Raw genomic sequence first — 15,826 nt, 5'->3', positions numbered from 1 at the left:
AAACAATCCTTGTTAAATTAACTGAGATGGTAAGTGAATACTTACAAAGGGTAAATATCGATATTCTTAAAAGACGGTGAGTAATAGCTGAAAAAGCTACTGGTTATGTCTTAAATATACTGGATATAGCGGTTTGGGAGTCCGCTGATCCCAAAATACGACCAAAGGAAGTGCCTTGGCGCAACGAAATCGACACTTGTAAAAATACATTAAGGATAATAGGGTGTTACGAACGAATTCGTATAATAAAATGTTAACTGTATAAGCGAGTATTAGTAATGACAGATGCAACGTGGTCGGCGATAAGTGCTATTAGTGCAGCAGTTGCTGCCATTATCGCACTCATTACAATAGGTATTTCTTTATATAACGACTCTAAAAGAAGACAGCAAAACGAATTAAAAGAAAGTATGGCTTTATACGCTAGTCTTTTATTAGTCGATCGAACTATGGATTACGTTATTCGAAATCCCAGCAAAGATGCAATCTCTAAAGTCGAGGCATCTCTAGTCGATTTACTTAGTGTAATTGCGTCGAGTAATACTGTTGTTAGTATTGCGTCGAGTTTACCTACCGATGCTGAAAAATGTCTCAGCTGGATCGACGAACTCGACTTCAACAACTTCAACGACTTCAAAGAGTCAATTAAGCAAAAGCAATTTTCAGACTATGAACTTAAGTTTAGAAAAATAAAAAATGAGCTGGAAGATAAACTCAATATTACACACAGTTAACAAGCGGTTGGTGTCGCGACAGTTCACTCGCGACCTCGTTCACTGCCGCACAACCGAGCGTTAAGTGAAAAATAGCAAATTAATGGGGTCAGAGTACATTAATCCACGACGCACCCTACATATGAGTTACATACTAAGCTCCCGCAACATCCTACTATCTTTCTATTCGCTGTTTATTTTTAAGACGTGTATAATGCGGACCATTCCCGAGGGGCGGCTTTTGCCTGAGAATTGGCTCAATGCGTTTGTTGTTAATGACTGATTGAGCGCCAGACCCTTAGAACCTGATCTGGGTTATTCCGGCGTAGGGACAGGGAGTGCAGATGATTTGCTTTGCCGCTTATGGAATGACCTTTGGCTTGTTTGTTTTTAATTCGTTATAGGTCGATTGTTTTACAGGGATTGGTTGGCCTTATAAGCTCGTATCTTTGCCCTTTCTGCTGTTACTCCGCAGCCCGTAGTTAATAAATTGCATTATTGCTTAATACTTAATGTATTGTGGAGTTGTCTTTTGAAACACGCTGTTCGTTCTTTTAAACCCTTTGTTTTGACCAGTCTGTTTGTGGTGTCGCTTGGTGCGCTTGCTGAGGAACAGTTGGATGACGGGGTGGAAACTTTGGTGGTTACTGCCGAGCACCTGTCCGGAAGTCCTTTGACCTTACCGTCGAGTGTGACCGTCGTCGATAGCGAGACGGCTCGTAAGAACAATGCTCAACATCTTGATGATATTTTTAATCTGGCGCCGAATGTGAATTTCGCTACCGGCGCATCGCGTGGTCGTTTCATTCAGATCCGTGGCGTAGGCGAGCGTAGCGAGTTTGTTGAGCCGGTCAATTATTCGGTCGGCTTGATTGTTGATGGTATTGATATGACGGGGATTGCTGGCGGAGCCTTGATGCTGGATACACAGCAGGTTGAGATTCTTCGTGGACCACAGGGAACATTGTATGGCGCTAACGCTTTGGCCGGTTTGGTCAATATGGTGTCAGCTGCTCCGAAAGCTGATTTATTGAAGGTTTCCGCATCGTTTGAATCGTACAATGGGCGCAGCGCTTCTTTAATCAGCAGCGATAAATTGTCGGATGCCTGGGGCTATCGTTTTGCGGTGGGCCAGTATCGCAGTGATGGTTATACCGATAATATCTTCCTTGGGCGCGAGGATACGCAGAACTTTGATGAGTCGAGCATCAAAGGCCGTCTGGTTTATCAACCGGATGATAGCTTTTCATTGACTACTAATTTGATTCTTGTGGACGCGGACAATGGTTACGATGCCTTTAGTCTAGACAATACACGCCAGACCTATTCTGATGAACCGGGTCATGATCGGCAGGAAACCATTGGCGCTTCCTTAATCGCGGAATGGGCATGGGATTCCACCAAGCTGCAAAGCACCTTGTCTTTTGCGGATAGCGAATTGGACTATGCGTATGACGAAGACTGGAGCCATACCGGGATTTGTGAGGGTACGCCGTGCGATAGTGATGACTGGGGGTTTGATTGGTGGTATTCGTCGTTTGATCGTTTCTTAAGAGACAACCGCAACCTGAGTTTAGACGTGAAACTGATTGGTGGGCAGGGCGCTTTATCTGAGTCATCATCTGAAACCTTATCGAATCAATGGGTGGTCGGCGCTTATTTCCGTGACCAGTCGGTTGATCTGTTACGTCAATACACTTTTAACCCTGTGCATTTCACTAACCAATACGACACGCGAAATGCTGCGCTTTATGGCCAGCTGGATATTCCATTGAATGAAGCCTGGACTTTAGCAAGCGGTCTTCGCTATGAACGTCAGGCAGCTGATTACAGCGACAACCAGCCGTTTGTCGATGATCGTTCTGAGAATTTCTGGGGCGGTAAGGTTTCGCTTGAATATCAGGCCAATGAGCAGACCATGCTTTATGCCCTGCTGTCGCGCGGCTACAAAGCCGGGGGCTTTAATACTGCGCAAGAACTACCAGAGTCGCAGCGCGAGTATGACTCAGAATATATGCTTAATCATGAGTTGGGTGTTAAAGGAATGTGGCCAGATGCTGGGGTAACGTTGCAGGCGTCTGTGTTTTATCAAAACCGCGATGATATACAGTCCAAACAATCTTACGTCACTTCACAGGCCGATGGCCGGACTTTGCAAGAAGGCGGCGAGTGCCCCTGTAATTTCACCGATTACAACATTAATGCCGGCGGCGCCAACAGCTACGGTGCGGAAGTTGAATGGAACTGGAGTTCGTTGGATTGGGTTCACCTCTATGGTTCATTCGGTGTGCTTAAAACTGAGTTTGAAGACTTACAGAGCTTGACCCATGTTGAGGCCGACTTGACCGCTAATCCGCCGGTGGCTTTTGATTTGAGTGGGCGAGAGCTGGCGCATTCACCGCAGTTGCAGTGGATGGCTGGGGCAGATTTTTACTTGAGCGACTACTGGAGTCTGAATCTGCAGACCGAATTCAAAGACGAGTTTTATTTGTCGGATCGTCATCAGGTTAAAGCCGATGATTATCAGTTGTGGCACCTGGCGTTGATCTATGAGGATGCTGATTGGTTAGTTGAGGTGTATGGTCGTAATCTTACCGATGAAAAGATTGTGACGCGTGGTTTTGGTAGCTTCGGTAATGACCCACGTAATTTTTATGAAACTGAGCCTTATTTCCAATATGGCACACCAAGAATCGTTGGTGTTCGTGCGGCATACCAATTTTAATAAATAGAAGGAAGCATGATGAGAATTTCAGTCGAATTAAGTTTGTATCCGCTAGACGATAAGTTCCTGCCGATTATTCAGGACATTGTTGAGCGTATAACGGGCGATAAGCGCGTTGAAGCTATCGTTAATACCATGAGCACGCAGATTTTTGGTGACTCTGAATCGGTCATGGCGGTGGTCTATGAAACCGTTGAGTATTCGTTTAAGACCTATGGTAAGCAGGTGTTTGTCGCTAAGTTTTTAAACAGTGACCTTAAGCCGGAATAAAAGCAATAAGGAACAGAATGAGCAATTTCTTTGAAACATTTGGTCAGCAGATAGCGGCTACTTCCGTTTGGGAATGGTTGGCGGTTGCGTTGGCCGTTGCTTATCTTCTATTAGCGATTAAAGAAAACATCTGGTGTTGGGTAGCTGCTTTTTTTAGTACAGCGATTTACACCGTATTGTTCTTTGACGTTAATCTGTTCATGGAGTCGTTGCTTAATATTTATTATTTATTGATGGCGGTTTATGGCTTTTATCTATGGCGCTTTACAGGGCGTAAAGGCGATGACAAACCGATTAGTCGCTGGTCATTTAAAACGCACTTGTGGTGGATTATTGGGTTGTCAGTTATTGTAATTGTCAGCGGCTATCTACTCGATAAATACACCACACAAGACTTTGCATACATTGATTCGTTCACCACCTGGTTTGCGGTATTTACTACCTATTTATTGGCGCAGAAAGTTCTGGATAACTGGCTGTATTGGGTTGTGATAGATTTTGTCTCTGTGTTTTTGTATTGGGAAAAAGGCTTATTAATTACCGCCATTCTATTCGCGGTATATACCCTAATGGCAATTGTTGGTTGGCTGGGGTGGAAAAAACACTATGAACAGCAAACAACAGCCTGATTGGTGGCGCTATTCAGCAACAAGTTGGCAGCAGTTGCTTGAATTGCTGTCTGAATTGGAGCCCACTACAGTCGGCCAATGCGCCAATAAAGCTAGCTGGCAGTTGCTTGGAGTCGGTGATACCAATACTAACTTTAAATTGAGCCTTGCCCATCAGGACTACTTTGTCCAGTTGGTCGATCAGGCAAAACTCGAACAGCTTCCAAGTGGAGAGTATGCTTCACAGACTCGTTTGGTCAGCGAGAATCCGGCTTTATCAAAGTGGTTACCAAAATGTTTGTTAGACACGGAAGTGATGCGTGTCTCGACTTGGCTTGATGCCAAACCGACAATAAATCAAGACTTCAATAATCCTGATCTGGTTGGTGAGTTGATTCGTTTATTAAGCGAGCTTCATCATTCGGAATTATCGTTGCCAGAGCTTGATATAAAAAAGCATCTAGCAAAATATTATGAAATCGCACGAGCCAATAAAAACGCAGATCCCTTGCGTTTAGAAGCTCTCTATGAACAAGGACAAAAGTTGACTGGTTATTTTGTGGCATCCCATAGCTGCCACAATGATATTTCGCCAGGCAATTTGCTTTCGGGGCATCAAATATTTTTGGTGGACTGGGAGTATGCAGCTAAAAGCGATCCGCTATTTGAGCTGGCGGGAATTATTTTTAACTTCGATCTTTCCGACCAACAGGAAAAGGAGTTGGTTACAGAATACCGTAAACAGTCAGGAATAAAGGTCGATCTAGACAAGCTTGAAGCGATGAAAGACTTGTACCGCATAATCTCTGAGCTTTGGTATACGGAGAACGAGCAGAGCTGTAGAAATTTAGGAAAGTAAAAATCCACTCTGACCCCATTAATACCGTTAAAGTAACTGAGATAGTAAGTAAATACTTACAAAAGGCAAATATCGATATTCTATAAAAGCGGTGAAAGATAGCTGAAAAGCTACCGATATTATCTTGAATATACGGGATATAGCGGTCAACAGGTCCGCTGATCCTCAAAATAGCAATAAAATCGACACTTGCATAAAAATAGTAGCAATAATAGAGTGTTACGAACGAATTCGTATAATAAAATGTTAAGCATCCTATGAAAATGAGCCGCGAAAAAGAAATAATGGGGTCAGAGTAAATTAATCTGATTAACCTTTGACCTTTTAGTCAGAGTAATTAATATTTTTGAATTAAAGCCTCAAGTTGTCACTTGGGGCTTTTTTTATGGGATTGTTAGTGAGTAATCTCCTATTCAGTTCCCAATGTCTTTTTGGCGAAAAATGAAATTAATATGCCTGGAATCGATAAGGCGATGGCTAGGTAGGCTAAGCTCATTGGTGAGAAACTTGCGAGTAGCACGCCACCTATTGAAGATGCGATCATAATCGAAAGGTTGAAAACAGAAGACTGTACCGAAGTGGCGATGTCTTTGGCGTGTTTTACCTGTCGGCTGACTGCTGCTTGAAATAGAGTTACTAATGGTCCAAACGACAACCCCCATAAAAAGAAGGCGAAATGTCCTGCGCCAGGTAATGTGTTTAAGAATCGTAATATCAGCATGGAAAGAACTAATAATAAAAACATGCCGATGGTCAGGCTTCTTGGGTGTTTGTCGGTGAGCTTGATTGCTAGTAGCACTGAAATTAAAGAGCCAATACCAAAGAATAATAAGGCGCTTTCAATGCCACCGGATAAGTTAATGTCTTTCACCAAGCTGGTGATATAAACATACACCACGTAGTGTGCGACGACGCCAAGCAGAGTCAGTAGCATCACAATCAGCACCGCTGGTATTTTTAAGACAGCGAAAGGCGATGTGTTTTTGGTGAGCTTTTCGCCTGGCGCCGAAGGCAGCACAAAAAAGCTCAGTAGAGCAATAAAAGCAATAAAACACCCTAGGGCAACAAACTCAAACCTCCAGCCGAAGTCGTTACCGATAGCTGTCATGACTGGCATACCAATACTGATGCCGAGAGTAGAGCCGGCCATAATCACGGCTATGGCTTTTCCGTGATGTTCTTTAGCGACTAAGCGCATGCCGTAGGCTGCAATCATGGGCCACATGATGCCGGTACAGATACCGCCTATTACTCTTAGACTTACCATAATGCTGTAATTATCGACTAAGCCGGAAAGGATATTCGAAACGGCAAAACCGCTGAGTAACCCTAGCAGCAAATATTTGCGATTGTAGTGTATGGTTAATGCGATCAGTGGAATAGCAAAGATAGCTGAGGCGACGGCATAGTAGCCGACAAGGTTGCCAGCCCGAATTTCGCTAATATTTAAGTCAGCCATAATCAATGGCAAAACTCCTGAGGGGAGCAATTCTGATAATAAACCAACAAAAGTGACGGAAGACATTAATATCATGGCCAACCAAGGAAAGGCTTGCTGTGTTTGTGCGGAATTCTTTTGTGTGCTCATGATCTTTTCGCTCGTGATGGTTTTACCAATTTTTGTAAGGTTTTGCTCTAACCCGAGCATTGAAAGTTGTTCTGTGTGTGAGGGTATCATAAGCCGTAAAAATAGTCTGTGTAGTTGGCAAGCGTGTGTGTTATTAAGAATTAAACTAATAACCCACTGACATACTGTGTGATTTAAGAATATGCGTTGGTATAGGAATACAAACTTATAGTAAGGTAAGGCAATTAAAATGTTACGCGGAGTTAGGAATGGGGAAGAACAGGTTGGAAGGATGCGGATTTTATGATGTATGACTTTATTATTATCGGCGCTGGTTCGGCTGGGTGCGTTCTTGCCAATCGATTGAGCTCGAATCCGGAACATAAGGTTTGCTTGATTGAAGCGGGTGGAAGCGATCGCAAGTATGTGGTGCGTAAAACCAACCCGTTAAACATGCTGATGCTGATGAATAGCAAGCGTTATAACTGGGGTTACCACTGTGAGCCCGATTCGAATACAGGGAACCGTCCTTTTTTCTGGCCACGAGGTAAAGGACTCGGCGGCTGTAGCTCGATTAACGCGATGATTTATACGCGAGGTCATCGCTGGGATTTTGACCATTGGGCTGAGCTTGGCAATGAGGGCTGGGGTTATGAGGATGTGTTGCCTTGGTTTAAAAAGTCTGAACGCTGGTCGAGAGGATCGAACGATTACCATTCTGACAAAGGCACTATGGATGTGGTCGATACGAATTTTCGCTTCCCCATCAGCGAAGCATTTGTTGAAGCGTCTGGCCAAGCTGGGTACAAAATTAACGATGACTTTAATGGTGCCGAGCAAGAAGGTTGTGGTTTTTATCAGGTCACTCAAACACCCTTTGGACAAAGGGCCAATGCGGCTTATGCGTTTTTAGATGAGGTGCTCGAGCGACCCAACTTAACGGTGATGACCAATACTCATGTCACCAAAATTTTGTTTGAAGACAAAAAAGCGGTGGGCGTGGAAATTAGTCGAGAGGGCAAAGAGGGTAAACGTGAGCAATTAGTCGCCAACAAAGAGGTCATATTAAGTTCAGGGGTTATTAATAGCCCGCAAATTTTAAAGCTTTCTGGTGTTGGGCCTGCGGTAGAGTTAAAGGCTCACGATATACCATTGGTACATGACTTGCCTGGCGTTGGTGAAAACCTACAAGATCATCCAGATCTCATAGTGCGTTATTCGAGTAAAGCCGGTGGTTCCTTAACGCTACTACCAACTTGGGAAAGCATTAAGTTCTTTTGCAAAGTGCTGTTTAAGAAAAACTTCATTTCGACCCCCACCGATGTGGGCGGCTTTATAAAATCCAGTCCTGACCAGCCTATTCCTGATTTGCAGATTCAGTTTGCTTCAGTGCGCATGGAGCCACATGGGCGAGGATTGTTTACGCCACTTAAGAGCGGCTATGTGATGCACATTTGTCACTTACGTCCCGAAAGTCGTGGTAGCGTTAAGTTAGCCAGCAATGATCCTTTTGATGCGCCTAAGATCGAAGCCAATTATTTTGAAAAAGACAAAGAACTAAATGCTTTAGTCAACGGCATACGTCTGTGTCGAGACATTGCCAGTCAGCCTGCGTTGGCGGCTTTCAATGATGAAGAAGAACGCCCGGGTAAAGAGATACAAAGCGATGAACAATTAAAAGAGTGGATCAAACAGCACGTTGAGTCGGTTTACCACACCGCCGGCGGTTGCAAGATGGGGCGTGATGGCATGGCGGTGGTCGACTCGGATCTGAAAGTTCACGGCTTAACCGGCTTAAGAGTGATTGATGCGTCGATTATGCCAACCATTACCGGCAGTAATATACACGCGCCAACCGTCATGATCGCCGAAAAAGGTGCGGACAAAATCTTGAAAGAATGGGACTGAGGCCATAGGGTGTTGTTATAGATGACCGCACCAAGAGGGTGTTGGTTAACGAAAACGAAGTAGGAGAACCTCATGAAGAAATTAATTCAAATCGCCATGATTAGTATGCTTGTATTGGCCGCCTGTAACGACAACGCAGAGAATTCGAACGAAGAATCGCGCGATGACACACAGCAAATGGCGACACAAGTGACGCAATATGAATGCGACAGTGGTGAAGCCATTGATGTGAGTTATACTTCAAATGAAACAGCTAAGGTTACTTATCAAGGCCAAGATTACGCGATGAAGATTGCGGTTTCAGGCAGTGGTGCGAGTTACGTTGGCGGGAAGTACGAGTGGTGGGTAAAAGGCGATGGCCCGGATGCTGAAGGTACCCTGTTTGAGCATAATGATGATGACACTACGGGCGATATAGTTGAACGTTGCAATGGCGCCAAAGCTACCGTCTAGCCTTAGTTTGGTCAAGCAATAAACTAGCCCTTGTTTTATGGGGGTTAGGACCAATCTAAGGGGTATTGATTCACGGGCTTAATAGTCAGTAACCCAGATTAGGAACTAATAATGTCTAAGATTAAAAGTAATGTCACCGAGCTTATTGGAAATACCGACTTAGTAAAGCTTGAGTCAGTGTCCAAACTAACGGGGAGTAATATTTACGTTAAGTGTGAGTTCCAGAACCCTGGCGGTTCGGTTAAAGATCGGGCGGCGTTACAGATTGTCTTAGACGCCATAGAACGCGGCGACCTAAAGCCGGGAATGACGATTGTCGAGGGAACTGCAGGAAATACAGGGATTGGCTTAGCTTTGGTGGCGAAGGCGCTCGGTTTTAAAATGCTTACCGTAATGCCGAAAGGGCAAACCCCAGAAAAAGAACGCATGATTTCGCTGCATGGTGCCGAGTTAAAGCTGGTCGATCCGTGTCCTTTTGCTAATGAAAATCACTTTTATCATACCGCTCGTCGAATCGCCGAAGAAAATAGCGATTACTGGTGGGCGAATCAGTTTGAAAACTTGAGTAACTACAAAGCACATTTCGAGCAAACCGGGCCAGAGATCTGGCAACAAACGGCAGGCCAGGTTGATGCACTGGTGTCCGTATGTGGTACGGGCGGCACCATCGCTGGAAGCTCAGATTATCTGAAGCAACAAAATAGGGATATTGATGTTTGGCTAGTCGATCCGGAAGGTTCGGGCATCGTGAATTACTTGAAAAATAGAGAGTATAAGGCTGAGGGCGGTTCTTTTACAGAGGGTATCGGTATTATGCGTTTAGTCGAAAACTTTAAAAAGGCCAAAATTGATCATGCCGTTACGCTACCCGATCAAGATTTAGTGACGATTTCTCGATTTGTCCGCGACCTTGATGGTTTAGTGTTAGGAAGCAGTTCGGCGCTAAACGTTGCAGGTGCGGTTATGGCGGCGGTTCAGGGCCCTAAAGGTAGAAATATCGTGACCTTCGCTTGTGACTTAGGCGAGCGATCCTTCTCAAAACTTTACAACCAAGAATTCCTAAAAGAAAAAGGGGTGAGTGAGAATTTTGAGACCGCACAAGAGTTAGCACAAAGGTACGCGAAGATGTCTGATAAGGTGGTTAAGGTATAAAAAGCGGTTACCAGTCGTGTTTCAAGGGATATAACAATCGATATTATCATCCACAGAATTTATGACGAAAAGCAACCCAAGGGCCATCGCGTTCTGGTCGACAGACTATGGCCTCGTGGAATTTCGAAAGAGGATGCTGACTTAGACGACCATTGGAAAGACATAGCGCCGAGCGATGAGTTACGAAAATGGTTTAATCACGATTCTGAGAAATGGGCCGGTTTTAGGGCAAAGTACTTAAAGGAGCTCAGCAAGCATAAAGAGGGCATTAAAGAGCGTTTGCAAGAACTTGATAAGGATACGTTAGTTCTGCTCTATGCGGCAAAAGATAATGAATATAATAATGCTGTGCTGCTGAAAGAGTATATCAACGGATTAGGATAAAAATAGCGTAGGTAAAGTTACTTTTTTATCTAGAAAGTGTAGCTAAATTTCGCTAAATTCAAATAAATAACGTTAAAACGTATTAAATGTGCTAAAACCCAAGAATAATAAGTGTTTATCCTTTAAATAAAAAGTTTCACCCCCATTAAGTGAGTAATCTAGTCTTTTAAATGCCCCTTTGCAAAAAAGAGGGAAGTCGGCACGACCGAATTTTTTAAGTTCTTATGGCATAAAGGGAAAAGATAGAGAGTAAAGAGCCTTAACCCCTAAAGTAGCTTTTCGGGGTTAAGGGTGAAGCTAGTGAGTGATGCATTTTCACCTCAGGAAATAGTTAGTTATAGTGAGGATATGTCATGAATAGAGAGAAAAAGCTCAAGTATTTACGAGTTGCGCTTTGTGTTTTTGGTGTAGTTTTCATGGCGGGTATACCAGCGATGATGCAGATCTGGCCTTCTGGCTGGGGATTGTCGCCGGCTCAACCAGAATATGAACAAGTCTTAATGGGAATGTACATCACCTTAGGTGCATTTTTGTTATACGCTGCGAAGAACCCCATGAATCATAAGAGTCTAATTTGGTTTACTGTTGTATCGAGTTTAGTACACGGTGGAGTAACGCTGGTTCAGGCGATTATAGATGAGGCTGAGCACGCAAACATTTTTGGTGATATTCCGGCGTTCTTTGTGGTGGCATTCGTCTTATGGACGTTAATGCCAAAAAATCTAGAACCGAAAAAGAGTCATTAAAAAGAGCTAAGTTTATCAGCTAAGATTCTAGTCAGAATAAGAAGGAGAGTGATGTCACTCTCCTTTTTTATGTCTATCCTGCAACTAGCAATATCCATCGAATGATTTAAACTGTTTAAACCATCTGCCCCAATCTTGCTAAGCGAATAAAGGTTATAACAATGTCAAATCTAGAACCTAAAGCGGATATTCAAAAACTCATCAAGAAAAAACAGTTCGCAGCGATAAACCAAGAATTAGAGCAAGTAGAGCCGACGGAAGCGGCGACTATGATGGTGGCGCTTTCGGAAAGTGATCAACAAGCCGTATTTAAAGCAATTTCAAGCGACATCATTTCCAAAACATTTAAACACTTTCCACATCACATTCAGCTGAATCTTGTACGCAGCCTTGAAATCGATAAGAAAAAGATGGCTGAGGTTCTGAATAAACTGACGCCAGATGATCGTACTGCTTTCTTTATTGAGCTACCGGAAAGTACGCGTGAAGACTATCTATCGCTTTTGGCCCCGAAGGAGCTAGAAAGTGCCAAACAACTACTCAGTTTCCCCGAGGAAAGTGTGGGGCGACTGGCGACTACGGATTATGTGGCGATACGCAAGAGCTGGACGGTAGAGCAAGCGCTACGACATATTCGCCGCTTTGGACGCGATAGTGAAACGATTAATGTCATCTATATTGTTGATGAAAACTGGAAACTGTTAGACGACATACGCTTGCGAGAGCTGTTATTGGCCGAGCCTGAGCGGGATATCGAGTCATTAATGGACCATCGCTTTGTCGCGTTGGACGCCAGCGAAGACCAAGAAAATTCGATACGGATTTTCCGTGAATATGACCGCGCTGCGCTCCCTGTAATCGAAACGGATGGCACCCTAATTGGCATCATCACAAGTGACGATATTCTCGACGTGGTTGAAGAAGAAGCTACCGAGGATATTCAAAAGCTTGGTGGTGTGGAAGCGTTAGACGACTCTTATATTGAAACTCCTTTATCAACCTTAATTAAAAAACGCTCTCGTTGGTTGGCGGTATTATTTATAGGCGAAATGTTTACAGCTACCGCAATGGGTTACTTTGAGTCGGAAATCGCGAAAGCTGTGGTGTTAGCATTATTTGTGCCATTAGTGATTTCATCGGGCGGTAACTCTGGAAGCCAAGCGGCGACCTTGATAATCCGTTCTTTAGCGGTCAACGAAATCACTCTAAAAGACTGGTGGCGGGTGATGCGCCGTGAGGTGATCTCAGGACTAGTACTAGGTGGAATACTTGGTCTCATGGGGTTTTTACGCGTGGTAGTTTGGGCATCGGCTTTTGGCTTATACGGCGAACATTGGATGTTGCTTGGCGCCACTATTGGCATAGCATTAGTTGGTGTTGTTTTGTGGGGAACAATCGCTGGCTCCATGTTGCCTTTTATCATGAAACGACTAGGCGCCGATCCCGCGGTTTCCTCGGCCCCCTTTGTCGCGACATTGGTCGACGTCACCGGCTTAGTGATTTACTTTAGTGTTGCGTCAGTGGTTCTGGCTGGGACTTTATTATAACTTCGTTTCTAAAATATAGGTTGCGTTAAGGGCTGCCCAATAGATGCGTATAGGGCTCTGTGGTAACGTTATGGTTAACACGCCCCCTATTTGAACATTGCGAGGAATTTTGTGGAACAATGGGATCTCATACTGCTATTCGTTTATGTCTTCATAGCATTATTCTTTTCTTTTGTGTGCTCAATTGCTGAGGCAGTGTTATTAAGCATTACGCCTTCCTATATAGAGCGCCTGCAAGGCAGTCGACCTAGAAGCGCTAAATTGCTGAACAATTTGCGTTTGAAAAATATCGATCGGTCACTCGCTGCGATTTTGACCTTAAACACTATTGCGCATACCGTTGGCGCAATTGTTGCTGGGGCGAAAGCTGCGGTGGTGTTTGGCGAAACATGGATCGGCATCTTTTCAGCAATCATGACGCTTGCCATACTCTTTTTCTCAGAAATCATTCCTAAAACCATCGGAGCCGTTTATTGGGAAAAACTAGCGGTGGTTACGGCTGTGTTTGTCATGTGGTTGACCAAAATACTGTATCCTTTGATTTGGGTCTCGGAAAGACTAACGAAATTTATCTCGAAGGGTAAACAACAGCACATTTTTAGTCGCGAAGAGTTCTTGGCAATGGCGGGGCTGGGCAAAAAGACCGGCGACATCGATGAACATGAGTCCCGAATTATCGATAACTTGTTTCGTCTTGGCTCTTTAAAAGCTAAAGACATTATGACCCCGCGACGTGTGATTCATTACTTACAAGAAAACGACAGGATTAATGATGTTTTTGATCATGTGGTAAAAACCAAGTTCTCAAGAATCCCAATTTACAGCCAAGATATTGATGATATAACCGCTTTTGTACTGAAGGATGACGTTTTGATGGCACAAGCACAGGGTCAGGAAGATTGGCAGTTAAAGCAAATTCAGCGTGAAATGGTATGTGTGTTGGATGAAATGAAGCTGCCTAATTTATTAGAAACCTTGCTCGATCAGCGCCAACACATCGCTTTAGTGGTGGATGAATACGGCGATACGCGCGGTCTCGTAACCTTGGAAGATTTAGTTGAAACACTTCTTGGACTCGAAATCATGGATGAGGTGGATGAAGTTAGAGATATGCAAAAATTAGCTCGTGAGCAGTGGCTACACAGAGCTAAGAAGCGCGGCTTGATGGTTGACGAACTCGAAGAAAAGGTCGATCCCGAGCAAGAGCAATAAATTTTATTAAAAATCTCATGCAAGAGTGTTACTAATTGGTAACACTCTAGGTTGTTTTCGAGGTTAAAAGCGCAAACTAGGACCTGCTAACATCCTTAAAATATAAAAACATATAGCGCTTAACCTATTGTTTTTAATATACTTTTTTAAACGACTAACTAAGAATAAAGAATAAAGCTAATACAATCAAGAGCTTAGACCATTTCTTTAGTAATCTTTCCCTTAAAAATTATTTTTTGATTTAAAATCAATAACTTATAGATTTTTTGATTAACTGCTAGAAAAGTCGTAGCTCATAACTTTGCAAAAGTGAGCCGAAAAAATAGTGTAAATTCAATAGGTTATAAGCTACGTTGCGTAGGGAAGGAGCCTTTGAAATGGAAGCAGTGAATCATCGTCAAAAAGGATTTCTTTTGGTAACACTTTGAAATATCGAATATTGCTAATCTGTTTATGTCGATTGATTGAGGAGATTTAGTAATGACTAACGAACATGACAAAAACAATGGTAACTACGCTAACCATGAACCAGCAGCGTCACAAAACAGTGAACAGAATTCGGGTGAGCAAGAAAATGCGCAACGAACTCATGACGAGAATGTGGTTGATGGTGAAGCTGAAGTATTAAGCAGTAAGGTGGCCAGTCCTGAAGAAAAAAACTGGGCGATGATCAGTCATATTGCTTCATTTGCAGCTTTAATACCTTTGATCCCATTGATTGGTATGGTGTTAGGCCCGCTTTTCGTATGGTTGTTTAAGAAAGAAGAGATGCCATTGGTAGCGCAAAACGGTGTCGAAGCATTGAACTTTAATATCACCATGTTCATCGCTTACTGTGTGGCATTCGTGCTGTGCTTCATCCTAATAGGAATACCAATTCTATTTGGCTTAATCATCTTCCACTTTATCGTGACCATATTGGCGGCGATAAAGGCAAGCGAAGGCGGAGTGTATGAATACCCGTTCTCGATGAAGCTGGTTAAATAATTGTTTCAACAGCAAAACAAAGGCGGCTTAGGTCGCCTTTTTGCTATGATGAGCAGGCGATATAGATCTTTTACTGTAATTAAAGGTAAGTGAATTTGAAAAAATGGTTGCTAGTTGGTGCGGTCGGTATAGTCTTGTATGTCATCTTCTCGAGCAAGCAGGTAGAGCTTGGTGCCGGCGTTTATGCACCAGAAGAACCTAAGCAAGAGCTCATCAATGCGGCAACACCGTTCCAACATAAGGGCTTCAAAGTAAAGCCGCTTGCCGAATTTGATATCACAGCAAAAGTCATTCGGCGTGAAGACTACAGATACGATCAAGGTGCAGCCATTTCGCCGATGGACCTGGCGCTAGGCTGGGGGCGAATGTCTGAGGAAGCAGTTCTGAAGCACATTAATTTCAGTCAGTCGGGGCGTTGGTATCGTTATCGTTACCAGTCTGCGCCTATCCCACAAAAAGAAATAGAAACACACAGCGCCAATATGCACATGATTCCAGCCGAATCATGGATTCAGGATGATTTAGAGGGAATAAGCGCCGGACAAGTTGTGCGAATTAGAGGTAAATTAGTCGAAGTCTCGAAAGACGATGGTTGGAAGTGGCGCAGTTCATTGCGGCGCGATGACACAGGAGATGGGGCCTGTGAACTGGTTTATGTGGAAAATGTGGAAATCATACTAGATTAATGGAATTCG

At 43.6% G+C, this 15,826-nt stretch carries 15 protein-coding genes and 1 riboswitch; of the genes, 14 read left to right on the top strand and 1 reads right to left on the bottom strand.

Annotated features, from left to right (window positions below; genetic code table 11):
- The first annotated feature begins 278 nt into the window (after positions 1–278).
- The 5 genes from ABD128_RS07180 to ABD128_RS07160 all read left to right on the top strand — a co-directional run bounded on the left by ABD128_RS07180 (position 279) and on the right by ABD128_RS07160 (position 5,175).
- On the top strand, positions 279–734 hold the full coding sequence (locus tag ABD128_RS07180) for a hypothetical protein (RefSeq protein ID WP_343988627.1): 456 nt from the start codon (positions 279–281) through the stop codon (positions 732–734).
- A 199-nt stretch (positions 735–933) separates the two neighbouring features.
- A riboswitch (TPP riboswitch) is annotated at positions 934–1,063 on the top strand.
- Positions 1,064–1,245: 182 nt separating this feature from the next.
- Positions 1,246–3,438 (top strand): TonB-dependent receptor, encoded by a 2,193-nt coding sequence (locus ABD128_RS07175; protein WP_343988624.1) that lies wholly within the window; start codon positions 1,246–1,248, stop codon positions 3,436–3,438.
- A gap of 15 nt (positions 3,439–3,453) precedes the next feature.
- Positions 3,454–3,708, top strand: coding sequence for a hypothetical protein (locus ABD128_RS07170; RefSeq protein WP_343988621.1), 255 nt, complete (start codon positions 3,454–3,456; stop codon positions 3,706–3,708).
- Positions 3,709–3,725: 17 nt separating this feature from the next.
- Positions 3,726–4,337, top strand: a complete 612-nt coding sequence (pnuC, locus tag ABD128_RS07165; protein ID WP_343988618.1) for a nicotinamide riboside transporter PnuC — start codon at positions 3,726–3,728, stop codon at positions 4,335–4,337.
- Positions 4,315–5,175 carry a phosphotransferase gene (locus ABD128_RS07160; RefSeq protein WP_343988615.1) on the top strand — a complete coding sequence of 287 codons (861 nt, stop codon included), beginning with the start codon at positions 4,315–4,317 and terminating at the stop codon, positions 5,173–5,175. Before pnuC ends, ABD128_RS07160 begins: the two co-directional genes overlap by 23 nt.
- Before the next feature lie 409 nt (positions 5,176–5,584).
- Here the strand turns inward: ABD128_RS07160 and ABD128_RS07155 are convergent, their stop codons facing one another.
- Positions 5,585–6,763 carry an MFS transporter gene (locus ABD128_RS07155; RefSeq protein ID WP_343988612.1) on the bottom strand — a complete coding sequence of 393 codons (1,179 nt, stop codon included), beginning with the start codon at positions 6,761–6,763 and terminating at the stop codon, positions 5,585–5,587.
- Between the two features lie 282 nt (positions 6,764–7,045).
- Here ABD128_RS07155 and ABD128_RS07150 point away from each other — a divergent pair, with 282 nt between their 5' ends.
- From ABD128_RS07150 to ABD128_RS07110, 9 genes are all read left to right on the top strand, one after another.
- Entirely contained in the window at positions 7,046–8,650 is a 1,605-nt protein-coding gene (locus ABD128_RS07150; protein WP_343988609.1) for a GMC family oxidoreductase, read from the top strand.
- Between the two features lie 72 nt (positions 8,651–8,722).
- Positions 8,723–9,103, top strand: coding sequence for an MliC family protein (locus ABD128_RS07145; RefSeq protein WP_343988607.1), 381 nt, complete (start codon positions 8,723–8,725; stop codon positions 9,101–9,103).
- A gap of 111 nt (positions 9,104–9,214) precedes the next feature.
- Complete coding sequence (locus ABD128_RS07140; RefSeq protein WP_343988604.1) at positions 9,215–10,255, top strand: cysteine synthase A; 1,041 nt, start codon at positions 9,215–9,217, stop codon at positions 10,253–10,255.
- 30 nt (positions 10,256–10,285) lie between these two features.
- On the top strand, positions 10,286–10,639 hold the full coding sequence (locus ABD128_RS07135; protein ID WP_343989381.1) for a DUF488 domain-containing protein: 354 nt from the start codon (positions 10,286–10,288) through the stop codon (positions 10,637–10,639).
- A 353-nt stretch (positions 10,640–10,992) separates the two neighbouring features.
- The gene (locus tag ABD128_RS07130) at positions 10,993–11,385 is read left to right on the top strand and encodes a DUF6632 domain-containing protein (protein ID WP_343988601.1); all 393 of its coding nucleotides are present in this window, start codon (positions 10,993–10,995) and stop codon (positions 11,383–11,385) included.
- Between the two features lie 161 nt (positions 11,386–11,546).
- Entirely contained in the window at positions 11,547–12,932 is a 1,386-nt protein-coding gene (gene mgtE / locus ABD128_RS07125) for a magnesium transporter (protein ID WP_343988598.1), read from the top strand.
- 111 nt (positions 12,933–13,043) lie between these two features.
- The gene (locus ABD128_RS07120) at positions 13,044–14,144 is read left to right on the top strand and encodes a hemolysin family protein (RefSeq protein ID WP_343988595.1); all 1,101 of its coding nucleotides are present in this window, start codon (positions 13,044–13,046) and stop codon (positions 14,142–14,144) included.
- Positions 14,145–14,624: 480 nt separating this feature from the next.
- On the top strand, positions 14,625–15,131 hold the full coding sequence (locus tag ABD128_RS07115) for a DUF4870 domain-containing protein (RefSeq protein ID WP_343988593.1): 507 nt from the start codon (positions 14,625–14,627) through the stop codon (positions 15,129–15,131).
- 95 nt (positions 15,132–15,226) lie between these two features.
- The gene (locus tag ABD128_RS07110) at positions 15,227–15,817 is read left to right on the top strand and encodes a hypothetical protein (protein ID WP_343988590.1); all 591 of its coding nucleotides are present in this window, start codon (positions 15,227–15,229) and stop codon (positions 15,815–15,817) included.
- The last annotated feature ends 9 nt before the right edge of the window (positions 15,818–15,826 follow it).

The organism is Kangiella japonica, assembly GCF_039523535.1.
Lineage (GTDB): Bacteria > Pseudomonadota > Gammaproteobacteria > Enterobacterales > Kangiellaceae > Kangiella > Kangiella japonica.
Note: the sequence above shows the minus strand (reverse complement) of the source record. Positions and strands in the feature narration are given on the sequence as shown.

Excerpts from the sequence above, each read along its gene's own strand:
- ABD128_RS07180 (WP_343988627.1), top strand. The coding sequence starts at position 279 with ATGACAGATGCAACGTGGTCGGCGATAAGTGCTATTAGTGCAGCAGTT.
- ABD128_RS07170 (WP_343988621.1), top strand. The coding sequence starts at position 3,454 with ATGATGAGAATTTCAGTCGAATTAAGTTTGTATCCGCTAGACGATAAG.
- pnuC (WP_343988618.1), top strand. The coding sequence starts at position 3,726 with ATGAGCAATTTCTTTGAAACATTTGGTCAGCAGATAGCGGCTACTTCC.
- ABD128_RS07160 (WP_343988615.1), top strand. The coding sequence starts at position 4,315 with ATGAACAGCAAACAACAGCCTGATTGGTGGCGCTATTCAGCAACAAGT.
- ABD128_RS07155 (WP_343988612.1), bottom strand. The coding sequence starts at position 6,763 with ATGAGCACACAAAAGAATTCCGCACAAACACAGCAAGCCTTTCCTTGG.
- ABD128_RS07150 (WP_343988609.1), top strand. The coding sequence starts at position 7,046 with ATGATGTATGACTTTATTATTATCGGCGCTGGTTCGGCTGGGTGCGTT.
- ABD128_RS07145 (WP_343988607.1), top strand. The coding sequence starts at position 8,723 with ATGAAGAAATTAATTCAAATCGCCATGATTAGTATGCTTGTATTGGCC.
- ABD128_RS07140 (WP_343988604.1), top strand. The coding sequence starts at position 9,215 with ATGTCTAAGATTAAAAGTAATGTCACCGAGCTTATTGGAAATACCGAC.
- ABD128_RS07130 (WP_343988601.1), top strand. The coding sequence starts at position 10,993 with ATGAATAGAGAGAAAAAGCTCAAGTATTTACGAGTTGCGCTTTGTGTT.
- mgtE (WP_343988598.1), top strand. The coding sequence starts at position 11,547 with ATGTCAAATCTAGAACCTAAAGCGGATATTCAAAAACTCATCAAGAAA.
- ABD128_RS07115 (WP_343988593.1), top strand. The coding sequence starts at position 14,625 with ATGACTAACGAACATGACAAAAACAATGGTAACTACGCTAACCATGAA.